This window comes from Vibrio sp. V01_P9A10T6 (assembly GCF_963877065.1).
Taxonomy (GTDB): Bacteria; Pseudomonadota; Gammaproteobacteria; order Enterobacterales; family Vibrionaceae; genus Vibrio; species Vibrio anguillarum.
The window spans coordinates 1-16,646 of sequence record NZ_CAWNTB010000156.1; the positions used below are offsets into that span (position 1 = coordinate 1).

A 16,646-nucleotide genomic window follows, 5' to 3' on the forward strand; every position below is an offset into this window, starting at 1 on the left:
TATTAAAACACAGTGCTTCTTCTTCCGAGAGATGCTTAGTCACTTGCTCTGCGACAACAGCGTACACTTTCGCTTCATCCGCTAAATGCTCACGCGCAGTATCGGTGAGAGAAACTCGGTAAGAACGCGCATCATCTTGGCATTGTGCCGTCTGAACCAACCCTTTATTTTTAAGCCTTTTAACCATATTTGATACCGATGGTTTACTCACTTCCATCTCATTGGCTAAATCAGTTAAGCGCAGTGGCAAAGAAGAGCTTTGAATCACTTTAAGGTAATCATATTCATTAAAGCTCAATTGTGAAATGGGATCAGCTTTGCTATACCGACGCCAGATTTTGGCACTAAAACGCTCTAATTTTTCTAAGTTAGCTTCTAGTTTCACTGTTTTTCAAATCAAAATGGTTATCAAGGCTAACTATTTTATGGATCTTTAGATCGTTAAGCAACAAAAAAGCCGCTGAAAAAGTCAGCGGCTTTAAGGGAAAGGATATAGCAAGGTATTTATTGCTGAGACTCTGGCTGTTCTGCTTTCGCCTTAGCTAAATAGTCGGCTCTTACTTGCTGGAAAATTTTCCCCAATTCAAGATAAGCGTATCGATGCTCAACATATTCATAGACGTTAAATGACAACGCAAGCTTGTACAAAGCGATCGAGTGCGCGTAATTTCCCTCTTGTTGGTAACGCTTAGCGAGATAAAAATAGACTTCAGTTAAACGCTGTGCTTGTATCGCATTACCGCTGCCTTCTTCTAAGATCATCTTAAAAGCTTGCTCTTCCGATATCTCTTTAAGCGTTAACGCAACCAAGAGCCATCCCCATTGATCATCTCGAACTTGATAGCGATTGAAGAGATCCACACGTGCCTGCAAAGGCTCGCTTTCACTTTGAATAATATATAGCCACAATGCACGGAAGGGATCGCTAGGATCATGTTGATAATGTGCGCGAATCTCTTCTAACGCAAGTTCTGTACGGTCGCCGTAATAAAGTGCGATGGCTCTGTTACGCTCAGCGTAAAAATTGTCAGGTTCAAGTTCCAATGTCGAATCAAATGCCTCATAAGCGGTATCAAACTCTGCAACTTGCGTGTAATACACGCCTAATAAATTAAAGATATCAGGCTGCGCCGGGTTAAGCGCGAGTGACTGCTCAAAATCTAAACGTGCTAAAGTGCGTAGCCCAACACTGTCGTAGTTGTTACCACGCTCATAAAACATTTTGGCCCGCACATCATCAGGCAGATCAGTACGTTGTAGCAGTTGCGTCAAACGCGCTATCTGAACTTGTTGCTGTAATGAAGACTGCAATGGCACTGCCATCGGAGGGTATACCCATTGACTTTGATTGCCATTTTGAGTTGACGCGCAGCCCGACATTATCAGTATCAAAGCACTCAATGCGGCCGTTGGAAACCATTTCACAAATAAAACTCCTGTGTACCCCAAAGCCCAAGATAAGTGGGTGTATCGCATTAATCTAGGCATGAAAAAGGGAGCGAATAACGCTCCCTTTATATCATGCTTTATGTTGAAAAGGCGACTAAAGCGCCGTGCTTCTCAAGCTTAAAGTGGCCTTATTCAGCCGTTGGTGCTGCAACAACTTCTTCAGCTGGTTTCTCTACCGCTTCTTTCATGCTTAGACGAACACGGCCTTGGCGGTCGATTTCAAGTACTTTAACTTGAACTTCTTGGCCTTCTTTCAAGTAATCAGACACTTTCTCGATGCGTTGATCCGCGATTTGAGAAATGTGTACTAGACCATCTTTACCAGGAAGAATGTTAACGAACGCGCCAAAATCAGCCAGACGAGCGACCTTACCAGTATAGATAGCACCAACTTCAACTTCAGCCGTGATCTCTTCGATGCGACGAATCGCTTCTTTAGCTTGAGCGCTATCGGTTGCCGCAATCTTGATTGTGCCGTCATCTTCGATTTCGATGGTTGTGCCCGTCTCTTCAGTTAGAGCACGGATCACCGCACCACCTTTACCGATCACGTCTTTGATTTTCTCAGAGCTGATCTTCATGGTGTAAATGCGTGGTGCAAATTCAGAAATCTCAGCACGAGCACCAGAGATCGCTTGATCCATCACAGAAAGGATGTGCTTACGTGCACCTTGTGCTTGGTTTAGCGCAATTTGCATGATCTCTTTGGTGATACCTTCGATCTTAATGTCCATTTGCAGTGCCGTGATACCTTGGTTAGTACCCGCCACTTTAAAGTCCATGTCACCTAGGTGATCTTCGTCACCAAGAATGTCAGAAAGAACAACGAAATCATCGCCTTCTTTAACAAGACCCATCGCGATACCCGCAACAGAAGATTTGATTGGCACGCCCGCATCCATAAGAGCAAGAGAAGTACCACATACAGAAGCCATTGAAGAAGAACCGTTAGATTCTGTGATTTCTGATACTACGCGAACTGTGTATGGGAACTCTTCAACTGAAGGCATAACGGCAGCGATACCACGCTTAGCCAGTTTACCGTGGCCGATTTCACGACGCTTAGGTGAGCCTACAAAACCAGTTTCGCCTACACAGTATGGAGGGAAGTTGTAGTGTAGTAGGAAGTTATCTTTACGCTCGCCTGTTAGCTCATCGATGATTTGAGCATCACGCTGAGTACCAAGAGTAGCGGTTACGATTGCCTGAGTTTCACCACGAGTAAATAGTGCAGAACCGTGAGTACGAGGAAGAATACCAGTGCGTACGTCTAGCGCACGAACCATGTCTTTTTCACGACCGTCAATACGTGGGTTGCCAGCAATAATGCTACGACGTACAACCGTCTTCTCTAGATCGTGGAAGATAGTGTGGATTTCTTTCGCATTTGCTTCAGGATCTTCAGCAAGAATTACTTTGTTTACTTCAGCAGCAATTTCATGAATACGGTCGTAACGAGCCATTTTTTCAGTGATTTTGTAAGCTTCAACAAGCTTAGCTTCTGCTAGTTCAGCGATCTTGCTGTTAAGTACTGTGTTCTCTTGAGGAGCAACCCAATCCCAAGCTGGAGTGGCAACTTCAGCAGCAAATTCATTGATCGCTTTAATCACAGCTTGTTGTTGGTCGTGGCCGTAAACAACCGCTGCTAGCATTTCTTCTTCAGTTAGGTTATCCGCTTCTGACTCAACCATCAGTACCGCGTTGTCTGTACCTGCAACCACAAGATCAAGACGAGATACAGCAAGCTCGGTCATGCTTGGGTTAAGCACTAATTGACCATCAATGTGACCCACGCGCGCCGCGCCAATAGGACCATTGAATGGAATACCAGAGATAGCAAGTGCTGCTGAAGTACCAATCATAGTCACGATATCAGGTTGAACGTCTGGGTTTACAGACATCACTGTCGCGATGACTTGAACTTCATTTTTAAATGCATTAGGGAAAAGAGGACGAATTGGGCGGTCAATCAGACGCGCAGTCAAAGTTTCGCCTTCTGATGGACGACCTTCACGCTTGAAGAAGCCACCTGGAATTTTACCCGCTGCGTAAGTACGCTCTTGGTAGTTAACAGTAAGAGGGAAGAAGTCTTGACCTTCTACTGCTTCTTTTTTACCAACAACAGAAACGAATACCGCGGTATCGTTCATAGTGACCATAACGGCCGATGTAGCTTGGCGTGCGATAACGCCGGTTTCTAGAGTGACGGTATGATTACCGTATTGGAATGATTTCACTACTGGTTTATCAAACATTGTTTATCCTTGCTCTAGAGTTGCCTCTAGATTGAATGAAATAACACTCAAGACATTACGAATCGCGACTAGTAAAAATAGGCTCTATATCACGGGAAACAAAGCGTTGGGCTTGCCGCTCCCACTGGTATCTGAACGCTACTTTTAATAGCCGCGACCTGCTGGCCGACTTCGGTGACTGTAATGCTATGAGTATGAAGCGTTAAAGTACATACAACACACTTTAACGGCGGGTAGTATAGCGACTTAGGAGAGATTGTGCCAAATTTAGATAACAAAAAAGGGGCTAAAAGCCCCTTTTCTGAACAAACTGATCTTAGCGACGTAGCTCAAGACGTTTGATTAGGTCTTGGTAACGACCTAAATCTTTACCTTTTAGGTAGTCTAGAAGCTTACGACGGCTTGAAACCATGCGTAGTAGACCACGACGGCTGTGGTGATCGCCTTTGTGAGTTTTGAAGTGACCTTGTAGGTGGTTGATAGAAGCAGTTAGTAGTGCTACTTGTACTTCTGGTGAACCAGTGTCGCCTTCGCCACGTGCGTATTCAGCAACGATTGCCGCTTTAGTTTCTGCATTCAGAGACATAATGCTCTCCTAATAAGAGTAAGTTTAAAGGTGTAGCAGCCAATCTCTGATTCAGCCGCTACGCGAAGCCGGGATTATAGGGAAATCCCCAACGTTAAGCAATAGCTATTTACAGCGACTCTTCGTCTCTAAAAACGACCAATCGCTTAGGTGCAACACGACCATCTTGGTCAATTTCACCCACACCGATAAAGAGTTTCTCTTCACCCATGGTCATGCGCACTGTGCCATCAAGTGGCACACCCAACACTTGCACTGGTTGGCCATGTTGTACCATGTCTGCCAACTCAGGAATAAGGTTAACTTCCGGCAAATCTTGCACCGCACTGTCCATTGGCATCAATAACGAGTCCAACACATTTTTCGGTGCGACATCATCACGCAGCGCCTGTTGCAGCAATGCATCAAGTTGCTCTAAAGTCACCATCTTCTCATATGGGTACTTCGCGACCGCAGTACGACGCAGCATGGTCACATGTGCGCCACAACCAAGCATTTCACCTAAGTCATCCACGATAGTACGGATATACGTGCCTTTCGAACAGTGCACATCCATTTCAACTTCATCACCTTCGAAACGAATCAATTCAATCTCATAGACAGTGATTTTTCGAGATTCGCGCGGAATATCAATGCCTTCACGAGCGTATTCATATAGAGGACGGCCTTGATACTTCAGTGCAGAAAACATTGACGGAATTTGGTCGGTTTCACCACGAAAACGCTCGATACACTCTCGCAGGGTATTTAATTGCACATTGACAGGGCGTGTTTCCACTACCTCTCCGTCTGAATCAGAGGTATTGGTTCGCTCACCCAGTTTTGCAATGACTCGATAACGCTTATCTGAATCAAGTAAAAACTGAGAGAATTTTGTCGCTTCACCAAGGCAAATAGGCAACATTCCTGTTGCCAAAGGATCGAGCGCGCCAGTGTGTCCGGCTTTTTCTGCAAAATAAATACGTTTTACTTTTTGTAAGGCATCATTCGAGGAGATACCCGTTGGCTTATCCAGTAAAATTACCCCGTTAATTGGGCGACCTTTACGACGACGAGCCATCTATTCATTCCCTTCTTCTGCAGACGCTTCATCTTCACGCCCTGCATCTTTCTGTCTGCGCTTATCATTGCTGACCACTTCAGTCACCAAGTTGGACATGCGCATACCTTCAACCAAAGTATTGTCATAAGTAAAGCGAATTTCTGGTGTCAAACGTAAGCGAATACGTTTGCCAAGCATCATGCGGATATGAACTTCATGCTCTTTTAACGCAGCTAAGCAGCTTTCTGGGGTCTGCTCACCAACGCATAGAAACGTCACAAACACTTTTGCATAAGCAAGGTCACGTGACACTTCGACTTCTGAAATAGTCACCATACCTAAGCGTGAGTCGCGGACTTCACGTTGTATGATCATGGCGAGTTCTTTTTGCAGCTGTTGGGATACGCGCTGCGTGCGGCTAAATTCTTTTGACATATCTTTTCTCACATATAGAAAGAATGGGGGGATGGTTCAACCCAGCCCCCCATGGTGTATTCAACAACCGATTACTGTCTATTTCAATACAGCAACGTCAGTCAATTAATCCAGTGTACGTTTAATTTCCACTGTTTCGAAGACTTCGATTTGGTCACCAACGCGAACATCATTGTAGTTCTTAACGCCGATACCACATTCGTAGCCATTCTTCACTTCTTGCACGTCATCTTTAAAGCGACGTAGCGACTCAAGCTCACCTTCGTAGATAACCACGTTATCACGTAGAACACGGATAGGGCTATTACGTTTGATAACGCCTTCAGTCACCATACAACCAGCAACTGCGCCTAGTTTAGGTGATTTAAATACTTCACGAACCTGAGCAAGACCAATGATCTCTTGCTTAAACTCTGGTGCTAGCATGCCGCTCATGGCCGCTTTTACTTCGTCAATCAATTGATAAATGATTGAGTAGTAACGTAGGTCTAAGTTTTCAGATTCGATAGTGCGACGAGCTGATGCATCAGCTCGAACGTTAAAGCCAAGTACGATAGCGTTAGAAGCTGCTGCAAGTACTGCGTCAGTTTCTGTGATACCACCGACACCAGAACCCACGATGTTCACTTTCACTTCATCAGTTGAAAGGTTACGCAGTGAATCAGCAATGGCTTCAACCGAACCTTGAACGTCTGCTTTTAGTACCACGTTCAGTTCAGCCACTTCGCCCGCTGTCATGTTAGAGAACATGTTTTCAAGCTTAGATTTCTGCTGACGTGCAAGCTTCACATCACGGAATTTACCTTGACGATAATTTGCCACTTCACGTGCTTTACGCTCATCACGAACTACTGTTGCTTCATCACCAGCAGCTGGAACACCAGACAAACCTAGAATTTCAACAGGAATTGATGGGCCCGCTTCCGTAACTTCGTTACCAGTTTCGTCGCGCATCGCACGAACACGGCCATATTCTTGACCACACAGTACGATGTCGCCTTTGCGTAGTGTTCCTGATTGAACAAGAACAGTTGCCACAGGGCCACGGCCTTTATCAAGACGAGACTCAACTACCACACCAGACGCCATACCATCTTTAACAGCATGAAGCTCAAGAACTTCAGCTTGAAGTAGGATAGCTTCTAGTAGGCCTTCAATATTGGTTCCCTGTTTCGCAGAGATGTGAACAAACATGTTCTCACCGCCCCACTCTTCAGGAATGATGTTGTGTTGAGCAAGCTCATTTTTCACGCCATCTGGGTTCGCGCCATCTTTATCGATTTTGTTTACTGCAACGATAAGTGGCACATTCGCCGCTTTCGCATGTTGAATCGCTTCAACCGTTTGTGGCATTACGCCATCATCTGCTGCAACAACCAATACAACGATATCTGTCGCTTGAGCACCACGAGCACGCATTGAAGTAAACGCAGCGTGTCCAGGAGTATCAAGGAAGGTGATCATACCGTTTGGTGTTTCAACGTGGTAAGCACCAATGTGCTGAGTAATACCACCGGCCTCGCCTGATGCGACGTGTGTGCGACGGATGTAATCAAGTGTTGATGTCTTACCGTGGTCAACGTGACCCATGATTGTCACAACTGGCGCACGAGGTACTGCTTCAAACTTGTTATCACGGTCAGAAAGGATCGCTTCTTCCAGTTCATTCTCTTTGCGGATGAGAACTTTATGACCCATTTCTTCAGCGACTAATTGCGCGGTTTCTTGGTCGATCACTTGGTTGATGGTTGCCATTGCGCCCATCTTCATCATCACTTTGATAACTTCAGTTGCTTTCACTGACATTTTGTTTGCCAGTTCAGAAAGAACAATCGTTTCACCGATCACAACATCTTGCTTAGCGACAACCGCTGTTTTATCAAAACCATGTTGCATCGATGCAGGTTTAGCCATACGACCTTTACGAGCTTTGCCTCGGCGCGTACCGCGCTCTTGCTTATCATCCTGAGATGAGATTTTGCTCTTATTAGCTTTCGTAGATTTACGGCTAGCACCTTCTTCACGGCGATCTGCTTCATCTTCGGCTTCACGTGCATACGTTGAAGTCGTAACATGGTAATCTGTATTTTCTTCCATACTACCCTTTTTCTCTTCTTCAGCAGACCAACGCTCTTTATTCTTCTCAGCCAATTCACGTGCTATTTCTAGCTGGCGCTGACTTTCCTCTTCAGCTTTACGTAATGCTTCGGCTTCTTGACGACGTTTAAGCTCTTCGGCTTCTTTTCGCGCTGCTTCTTGCTTCATTTTATTTTCAGCAGAAAGTTCTGGTTTCACTGCAGAACGTTTTGCTTTCTCATCCGCGTTAGCTGTTGCATTCGTTTGTGCTTCAACCTTCGCTTTCTCTTGTGCCTCACGCTTCGCTTTTTCTTCGGCTTCACGCTTTGCTTTTTCTTCGGCTTCGCGCTCTGCTTTTGCTTGTGCTTCACGCGCTGCTAATTCTTGTGCTTCACGTTGCGCGGCTTCTTCCGCTTCACGTGCTGCTTCATCGTCTACTGCACTGCGCTTAACGTAGGTACGTTTTTTACGCACTTCAACTTGAACATTCTTACTTTTGCCGCCGCCGGCATTGACGCTCAATGTGCTGCGTGTTTTTCGCTGCAACGTCAAACGAGTCGGCTCTGAGTCACCAGTGGTATCACCGTGCTCTTTTCTAAGATGTGACAGTAGCTTATGCTTTTCATCATCAGAAACGTTATCAGAACTCGTTTTGTTCATGCCTGCATCAGCAAGTTGTTCTAACAAGCGGTCAACTGGCGTACCAATTTCTTCACTCAGTGCTTTAACTGTAAGTTGTGTCATGCCGCTCTCTCCCCTTGCTGAGAATTATTCTTCTTCGCTAAACCAACAAATATTGCGCGCTGCCATGATCAATTGACCTGCACGCTCTTCTGTTAGACCTTCAATATTTTCGAGGTCATCAATACCTTGGTCAGCAAGATCTTCTAATGTGACTATGCCTTTCGCTGCAAGTTTAAAGGCCATTTCACGCTCTAAACCTTCTAGTGCGAGCAGATCTTCTGCTGGCTCTAGCCCTTCAAAAGACTCTTCTTGTGCTAGCGCAATCGTGGTCAACGCATTCTTCGCGCGAGTACGCAATGCTTCGATGATATCTTCATCTAGGCCGTCAACTTCAAGTAGCTCAGCAACTGGCACATAAGCCACTTCTTCAAGCGTTGAGAAGCCTTCTTCAACCAATAACTCAGCGAAGTCTTGCTCGATATCGAGGTACTTCATGAAGTTTTCAATAGAAGCCATCGATTCTTCTTGATGTTTTTTCTGTAGATCAGCAACCGTCATAACATTCAATTCCCAACCAGTCAGTTGAGAAGCGAGACGTACGTTTTGACCATTACGACCGATTGCTTGCGCTAGGTTATCCGCTTCAACAGCAATATCAATTGAGTGCGTATCTTCATCCATGATGATCGATGCAACATCTGCTGGTGCCATTGCATTGATAACAAATTGAGCTGGGTTATCATCCCAAAGAACGATATCAATGCGCTCACCGCCGAGCTCACTCGATACGGCTTGAACACGTGCTCCACGCATACCGACACACGCGCCCACAGGGTCAATACGTTTGTCATTGGTTTTGACTGCAATTTTCGCACGCGAACCCGGATCACGAGCCGCGGCTTTCAATTCAATCAGCTCTTCACCGATTTCTGGCACTTCTACACGGAATAGCTCAGCGAGCATTTCTGGTTTTGAACGAGTAATGAAGAGTTGGAATCCGCGCGCTTCAGGGCGTACAGCATATAGCAGACCACGAACTCGGTCACCTGGACGAAAGTTTTCACGCGGTAGCTGGTCATCACGTAAAATAACCGCTTCAGCGTTATTACCTAAATCCAGAATAACCGAATCACGGTTTACTTTCTTAACAACGCCAGTAACCAACTCACCTTCGTTATCAATAAACTGTTCGACGATTTGCGCACGTTCAGCTTCACGCACTTTTTGTACGATAACTTGTTTTGCTGTTTGTGTTGTAATACGGTCAAAGGTCACTGATTCAATTTGATCTTCAATATATTGACCAAGTTCAGCTGTTTCGTCGTCGTATTTAGCTGCATCGTATGAAATTTCTTTTGTTGGATGTTCAACATTTTCAACGATTAACCAACGGCGAAAAGTTTCAAACTCACCCGTTTTACGGTCGATAGCAACACGTACATCGACTTCAATTTCATGTTTCTTCTTTGTTGATGTGGCAAGCGCAGTTTCAAGCGCCTCAAAAATACGCTCACGAGGTACGGCCTTCTCGTTCGAAACCGCCTCAACTACCGCTAAAATTTCTTTACTCATTTAATCTAGCCTCTTAAGCTCTTTTCTCTAGGAGAACTAAAATTTAGGGATCAGGTTAGCTTTAGAAATATTGCTTAGCGCAAATAGTTCTTCTTTCCCATCAACGCTAATTGCAACGGTTTCGCCATCAATAGAATGGATAATTCCTTTCCATTTGCGACGGTTGCCGACACCCATTTTCAAAACGATGCTGACTTCGTGACCAATAAACTGTTCATAATGCGCTGCTTTAAAAAGTGGTCTCTCTAAACCTGGTGAAGAAACTTCTAGGTTGTAAGCCACAGAAATTGGATCTTCAACATCGAGCACAGCACTCACTTGATGGCTCACTTCTGCGCAATCATCAACGTTAATACCGTTTTCATGATCAATATAGATGCGTAATGTTGAGTGCTCTCCGGCACGAATAAATTCTAATCCAACTAACTCATAACCTGATGCCGCTACTGGAGCGTCAAGCATTTCAGTAAGTTGTCTTTCTAAACCAGTCATTTAAACCACTCCAGAAACAAAAAAAGGGCACAGAGCCCAATTTAAATTCCAAGCAACTATCTGAAAATCTCATACTTGAGAAACTCAGATAACAAAAAACCCCGATTAGTCGGGGTTTTTTGTTGCTGGACCCTGATGATTGAGAATCTAAATTCTCAATTGCAGTGAGGTTGACACTGCACAAACTTGCATCCAAAACCCAAAAAGAATTGGTTGCGGGGGCCGGATTTGAACCGACGACCTTCGGGTTATGAGCCCGACGAGCTACCAAGCTGCTCCACCCCGCGTCCGACTTGCGAGCATTATACGCTCTATCAAGTGATTTACAAGTTTGTAAATAATGGTGCCGAGAGAGGGACTCGAACCCTCACACCTAAGGCGCTAGCACCTCATGCTAGTGTGTCTACCAATTTCACCATCTCGGCAATTATTTGTACTTATCTAAGATAAGTTATTGCGGGATTTCGTCACCAGATTTTACTGGAACGTCACTCGCTGCATCCGTAGTTTGCTCAATCACTTGACCTTTAGTTGGATCAATCCATTGTGATTCAGTTTTATGCGTAGACAAATTGCCTAATGCCAAACTAAGAATGAAGAATACGGTTGCAAAAATTGCAGTCATTCGGGTTAGGAAATTTCCTGAGCCACTAGCACCAAACACAGTGTTTGACGCGCCAGCACCGAAAGAGGCTCCCATATCTGCGCCTTTACCTTGTTGAATTAACACTAGGCCAATGATACCAAGCGCTGCCAACAGGTAAATCACAAGTAGAACTGTAAACATTACTTCCACCTATGTTCCAAATAGTTGAGCCAGCGCCGTTCTTATCAACTGACTTGAACAAGGCTAGCGACCTCCTCAACGAAGGCGGACGCAATACTAACGAATGCATCCCATGCTGACAAGGAGTATTTTATAAAAAAATGGAGTTTATGCTTCAAGCGGTTAAAAAAAGGGCAACAACACCCTATATGTATAGCTAACCATAAGATTTCAAGCCGAATTACGGTCATGAAATCCTAGGTTAACTCATATTATTTTTCTGGTTAGCAATTATCTTTAACTGCTTGCGCTATCTTTAATGCTGAATTTTTTACTAGCTCAGCATCTTCCCCTTCCACCATCACGCGCAATAAAGGTTCAGTACCTGATTTACGCAAGAGCACTCGACCTTGGTTACCAAGTTCTGCTTCTACGGCAGCTACAGCCGCTTTTACCGCTTCGGCTTCTAATGGGTTGGAATCACCACTAAAACGTACGTTTTCTAAAACCTGCGGGTAAAGTGTCATGCCTTTAGCCAGTTCATTGAGCGACATTTCACTGCCCACAACGGAAGCAAGAACTTGCAACGCCGCAACAATCGCATCACCCGTAGTCACTTTGTCTAGCAGTATGATGTGCCCTGAATTTTCTGCGCCAATTTTCCAACCTTTTGCCAGCAATTTTTCCATCACATAACGGTCACCAACCGCCGCGCGCACAAAAGGGATACCTAACTGCTTTAAGCCGTTTTCCATACCAAGGTTTGTCATTAGCGTTCCAACAACACCACCTTTTAATTCTCCACGTCGCAGGGCATCACGGGCGATGATATAGGCAATTTGATCTCCATCCACTTTATTGCCAAGCTCATCAACCATAATTAAGCGATCGCCGTCACCATCAAATGCCAGTCCTAAATCTGCTTTTTCTGCCACAACGCGCTGTTGCAACGCACGGACATCCGTTGCTCCAACTTCGTCATTAATATTCAGACCATCTGGCTCAACCCCCATTGCTATCACTTCAGCGCCAAGTTCCTTAAAGACATTAGGCGCGATGTGATAGGTGGCACCATGAGCACAGTCAACGACGATTTTCAGCTTTGATAAATTCCATTGCGATGGAAAGGTACTTTTACAAAACTCGATATACCGCCCAGCAGCGTCGACCATACGTGAAGCCTTACCAAGTTCGGCAGACTCGACACACTCAATCGGTTTATCCAATTCAGCTTCGATCTCCAATTCAATTTCATCAGGTAATTTAGTCCCTTCGGATGAGAAGAATTTGATGCCGTTATCGTAATAAGGGTTATGCGACGCTGAGATAACGATCCCCGCTTCGGCACGAAAGGTTTGAGTCAGGTAAGCAACAGCTGGCGTCGGCATTGGTCCGGTAAAAATCGCCTTTAATCCTGCAGCGGCTAAGCCCGCCTCTAGAGCCGACTCAAGCATATAACCTGAAATACGCGTATCTTTACCAATAATGACTTTTTTCGTGCCTTGTTTTGCCAATACACGTCCAGCCGCCCAGCCAAGTTTTAATACGAAATCGGGAGTGATAGGATACTGTCCAACTTTACCGCGGACACCATCTGTACCAAAGTAACGTCTTTTGTCAGACATGATTTTTCCTTAATTATTATTGTTAACTATTTTGAATAATGGTTTGTACTATTTTCATTGCTTCAATGGTTTCGTTCACATCATGGACACGAATAATGTGTGCACCTTTCATTGCAGCTACAGCTGCACAGGTAACGCTCGCCACCATACATTCAGCTGGTTTTTTATTGAGTAGTTTAAAAATCATTGACTTACGAGACATCCCAGCCAATATCGGCAAACCTAGTTGATGAAATGCATCTAGATGTGCAAGCAGATAATAATTATGCTCAATGGTTTTGCCAAATCCAAAACCGGGGTCGAGGATAATATTTGCACGCGCGATCCCCACGCGCTCGCACGCTGCGACTCGATCTTCTAGAAAGAGCTTAACATCCGCTAACACATCTTGGTAATGTGGACTGGTTTGCATCGTTCGTGGCTGGCCTTGCATATGCATGATACAGACAGGCACTTGTGCTTTAGCCGCAACCTCTAATGCCCCCGGCTCTTGCAGTGCACGAACATCATTAATCAAGTCAGCACCAGCCTCAACCGCCTGACGCATCACTTCAGCTTTACTGGTGTCAATTGAAATCCAGACGTCATATTTTGCACGGATAGCTTTAATAATAGGAATAACACGAGATAATTCGTCATCGAGAGTCACTTCTGGAGCACCCGGCCGAGTTGACTCCCCTCCAATATCAATAATGCTGACACCTGCGGCAATCATTTTATCGGCATGCTCTAGTGCCAAATCTAGCGCGTTAAATTTTCCACCATCGGAAAATGAATCCGGAGTCATGTTCAAGATACCCATGACATGAGGACGATCGAGGATAAGTGTCTTTGTTGGGGTTTGAATCTTCATTTTGCTCTAAAACACAAAAACCCCGAGAAGGCTCGGGGTTTAATTTGAATATTAACGATTACTCAGCATCTTTCTTTTCTGAGGACTCAGTGGCTACTTCGTCTTCTGCTGCTGGCTCTACTTTTGGCTCTTGAGCTTTTTCCGCTTCCGCTTTTTCTGCTTGAGCTTTGGCTTGATCAGCCCAACCTGCAGGTTCGCGAATCTCGGTTTTACGCTCCATTAAGTCATCAATTTGGCCTGCATCAATCGTTTCGTATTTCATCAACGCATCTTTCATTGCATGCATAATATCCATATTATCTTCAAGGATTTTACGCGCACGATCATAGTTGCGGTCAATAATTTTACGAACTTCGTCATCAATCAACTTAGCAGTATCTTCAGACACATGCTTAGTTTGAGTCACGCTGCGCCCTAAGAAGACTTCACCTTCATCTTCTGCATACAACAATGGGCCAAGCTTTTCCGAAAAGCCCCATTGCGTAACCATTTTACGAGCAATGGCTGTCGCACGTTCGATATCGTTTGATGCACCAGTTGAAACGTTTTCTGGGCCGTAAATTAACTCTTCCGCTAAACGACCGCCATACAAGCTTGAAATCATAGACTCAAGATGCAGCTTCGACATGCTAACTCGATCTTGTTCAGGCAAGTACATCGTCACACCTAAAGCTCGACCACGTGGAATAATCGATACTTTATAAACAGGGTCATGTTCAGGTACCAAACGACCAACAATGGCGTGTCCTGCTTCATGATAAGCTGTCGATGCTTTAGTTTCTTCAGACATCACCATCGAACGACGTTCAGCACCCATCATGATTTTGTCTTTTGCTAACTCAAACTCAACCATTGAAACATTGCGTTTGTTACCGCGAGCAGAGAATAACGCCGCCTCGTTCACTAAGTTCGCCAAATCGGCACCAGAGAAACCCGGTGTTCCGCGAGCAATCAATGAAGGTTCAACATCACCAGCTAAAGGTACTTTACGCATATGAACTTTCAAGATCTGTTCACGACCGCGAACATCAGGTAAACCGACCACCACTTGACGGTCAAAACGCCCCGGACGCAGCAATGCTGGGTCTAAAACGTCTGGACGGTTAGTTGCCGCAATGACGATAACGCCTTCATTGCCTTCAAAACCATCCATTTCAACCAACATTTGGTTTAAAGTCTGCTCACGCTCATCGTGACCGCCGCCGACACCAGCACCACGTTGACGACCTACCGCATCAATCTCATCAATAAAGATGATACAAGGTGAAGCCTTTTTCGCTTGCTCGAACATGTCACGTACACGAGATGCACCGACACCGACAAACATTTCAACGAAATCAGAACCAGATATAGTGAAGAACGGTACTTTCGCCTCACCAGCAATTGCTTTTGCCAGTAATGTTTTACCTGTACCAGGAGGACCAACCATCAAAACACCCGTTGGAATTTTCCCACCCAGTTTTTGGAAGCGACTCGGATCACGCAAGTAATCCACAAGCTCTTTCACATCTTCTTTCGCTTCGTCACAACCAGCCACATCACCGAACGTGGTTTTGATCTGCTCTTCACTCATCATACGAGCTTTGCTCTTACCAAATGACATGGCACCTTTGCCACCGCCACCTTGCATTTGACGCATGAAGAATATCCAAACACCGATCAGTAGGATCATCGGGAACCAAGAGATAAAAATGGTCCCGAGCAAACTTTGCTCTTCTGGTGGTGTACCTTGTACTTTAACGTTTTGATTAATCAAATCATCAAGCAGTTTTTGATCGTACACGGGCATGTAAGTTACATAGCGAGTACCACCGCCTCTACGAGTAAAGGAAATTTCACTATTGTTAAATTGAGCTTCTTGAATCTGGCCTTGGCCAACTTCCTGTACGAACGTGGTGTAATCCACTGCTTTGCCGTTACTATCACCAGGGCCAAAGCTCTGGAATACCGACATTAAAACGACAGCTATAACTAGCCACAGAATTAAATTTTTTGCCATATCACTCAAGGTGTAAGCCTCGCGATAACTAATTGTAATTAAAGGTAGGGTACTACAGTTTGTAACCTGTAGCCATATGTTAACTTATGCCTTGTACAGCAAAAACGTTAACCTTTGTAACCAGTGGCTACAACAAAGACTTCTCTTGAGCGAGCTCGCGAAGAGTCTGGTTTTCTTATTTTCACGACTTTAAACAGGTTTCGAACTTCTTTGACATAATCATCAAAGCCTTCTCCCTGAAAAACCTTGACCACAAAACTACCATTTGGAGTAAGAACTTGTCGACACATATCTAGAGCTAGTTCAACCAAATACATTGCCCTTGGCTGATCAACCGAATTATTTCCGGCGATGTTAGGTGCCATGTCTGACATCACTACATCAACCATATCAGGCTGTATACGATCTAATAGTGCGTCCAGCACGGCCTCTTCACGAAAATCGCCTTGTAAGAAAGCAACGCCAACAATAGGATCCATCGGCAAAATATCACACGCGATCACTCGGCCTTTATCACCGACGATACCCGCTGAATATTGAGACCACCCGCCGGGAGCCGCCCCTAAATCCACAACAGTCATTCCTGGCCTAAGCAGTTTATCTTTATTTTGAATCTCTTCTATTTTGAAAATAGCACGCGAACGATAACCTCTCTTTTTGGCTTCATTCACGTATTTATCATCAAAATGTTCTTTCAACCAGCGACTAGAGCTGGCCGAATGCTTCTGTTTACTCATTCGATTCCTAACTGAAATGTTTCCATCCAAGAAAGTATGGTAGAAAATATAGTCTTCAGGGATAGATGGCGTTAA

Annotated in this window: 14 protein-coding genes and 2 tRNA genes; all 16 read right to left on the minus strand. The window is 44.8% G+C overall.

The features are described 5' to 3' along the window. A partial coding sequence (locus AACQ21_RS10335) for a MarR family winged helix-turn-helix transcriptional regulator (RefSeq protein ID WP_105977482.1) occupies window positions 1–385 on the minus strand: 385 nt, incomplete at its 3' end. A gap of 119 nt (window positions 386–504) precedes the next feature. Continuing rightward, window positions 505–1,425 (minus strand): lipoprotein NlpI, encoded by a 921-nt coding sequence (gene nlpI / locus AACQ21_RS10340; protein WP_181185595.1) that lies wholly within the window; start codon window positions 1,423–1,425, stop codon window positions 505–507. A 152-nt stretch (window positions 1,426–1,577) separates the two neighbouring features. Beyond that, the gene (gene pnp / locus AACQ21_RS10345) at window positions 1,578–3,704 is read right to left on the minus strand and encodes a polyribonucleotide nucleotidyltransferase (RefSeq protein WP_010318920.1); all 2,127 of its coding nucleotides are present in this window, start codon (window positions 3,702–3,704) and stop codon (window positions 1,578–1,580) included. Window positions 3,705–4,020: 316 nt separating this feature from the next. After that, window positions 4,021–4,290: a 30S ribosomal protein S15 gene (rpsO, locus tag AACQ21_RS10350; RefSeq protein WP_010318921.1), complete on the minus strand. Its 270-nt coding sequence runs from the start codon at window positions 4,288–4,290 to the stop codon at window positions 4,021–4,023. Between the two features lie 109 nt (window positions 4,291–4,399). Next, entirely contained in the window at window positions 4,400–5,350 is a 951-nt protein-coding gene (gene truB, locus AACQ21_RS10355) for a tRNA pseudouridine(55) synthase TruB (protein ID WP_105977484.1), read from the minus strand. Then, window positions 5,351–5,767, minus strand: coding sequence for a 30S ribosome-binding factor RbfA (gene rbfA, locus AACQ21_RS10360; protein WP_026028089.1), 417 nt, complete (start codon window positions 5,765–5,767; stop codon window positions 5,351–5,353). Between the two features lie 105 nt (window positions 5,768–5,872). Further along, on the minus strand, window positions 5,873–8,587 hold the full coding sequence (gene infB / locus AACQ21_RS10365) for a translation initiation factor IF-2 (protein ID WP_105977485.1): 2,715 nt from the start codon (window positions 8,585–8,587) through the stop codon (window positions 5,873–5,875). Between the two features lie 24 nt (window positions 8,588–8,611). Next, window positions 8,612–10,099 (minus strand): transcription termination factor NusA, encoded by a 1,488-nt coding sequence (nusA, locus tag AACQ21_RS10370; RefSeq protein WP_013857618.1) that lies wholly within the window; start codon window positions 10,097–10,099, stop codon window positions 8,612–8,614. A 36-nt stretch (window positions 10,100–10,135) separates the two neighbouring features. Next, a complete protein-coding gene (rimP, locus tag AACQ21_RS10375) occupies window positions 10,136–10,591 on the minus strand; it encodes a ribosome maturation factor RimP (protein ID WP_013857619.1) in 456 nt (151 codons plus the stop codon). Window positions 10,592–10,801: 210 nt separating this feature from the next. Then, a tRNA-Met gene (locus tag AACQ21_RS10380) sits at window positions 10,802–10,878 on the minus strand. 54 nt (window positions 10,879–10,932) lie between these two features. Beyond that, window positions 10,933–11,016, minus strand: a tRNA-Leu gene (locus AACQ21_RS10385). A gap of 26 nt (window positions 11,017–11,042) precedes the next feature. Then, window positions 11,043–11,378 (minus strand): preprotein translocase subunit SecG, encoded by a 336-nt coding sequence (secG, locus tag AACQ21_RS10390; RefSeq protein ID WP_105977486.1) that lies wholly within the window; start codon window positions 11,376–11,378, stop codon window positions 11,043–11,045. A 263-nt stretch (window positions 11,379–11,641) separates the two neighbouring features. Beyond that, window positions 11,642–12,982, minus strand: coding sequence for a phosphoglucosamine mutase (glmM, locus tag AACQ21_RS10395; RefSeq protein ID WP_088720912.1), 1,341 nt, complete (start codon window positions 12,980–12,982; stop codon window positions 11,642–11,644). Between the two features lie 22 nt (window positions 12,983–13,004). Continuing rightward, window positions 13,005–13,835 carry a dihydropteroate synthase gene (gene folP / locus AACQ21_RS10400; protein ID WP_105977487.1) on the minus strand — a complete coding sequence of 277 codons (831 nt, stop codon included), beginning with the start codon at window positions 13,833–13,835 and terminating at the stop codon, window positions 13,005–13,007. Between the two features lie 58 nt (window positions 13,836–13,893). Beyond that, window positions 13,894–15,843 carry an ATP-dependent zinc metalloprotease FtsH gene (gene ftsH / locus AACQ21_RS10405; protein WP_047690106.1) on the minus strand — a complete coding sequence of 650 codons (1,950 nt, stop codon included), beginning with the start codon at window positions 15,841–15,843 and terminating at the stop codon, window positions 13,894–13,896. 98 nt (window positions 15,844–15,941) lie between these two features. Continuing rightward, the gene (gene rlmE / locus AACQ21_RS10410) at window positions 15,942–16,571 is read right to left on the minus strand and encodes a 23S rRNA (uridine(2552)-2'-O)-methyltransferase RlmE (RefSeq protein ID WP_047690104.1); all 630 of its coding nucleotides are present in this window, start codon (window positions 16,569–16,571) and stop codon (window positions 15,942–15,944) included. Window positions 16,572–16,646 lie beyond the last annotated feature (75 nt).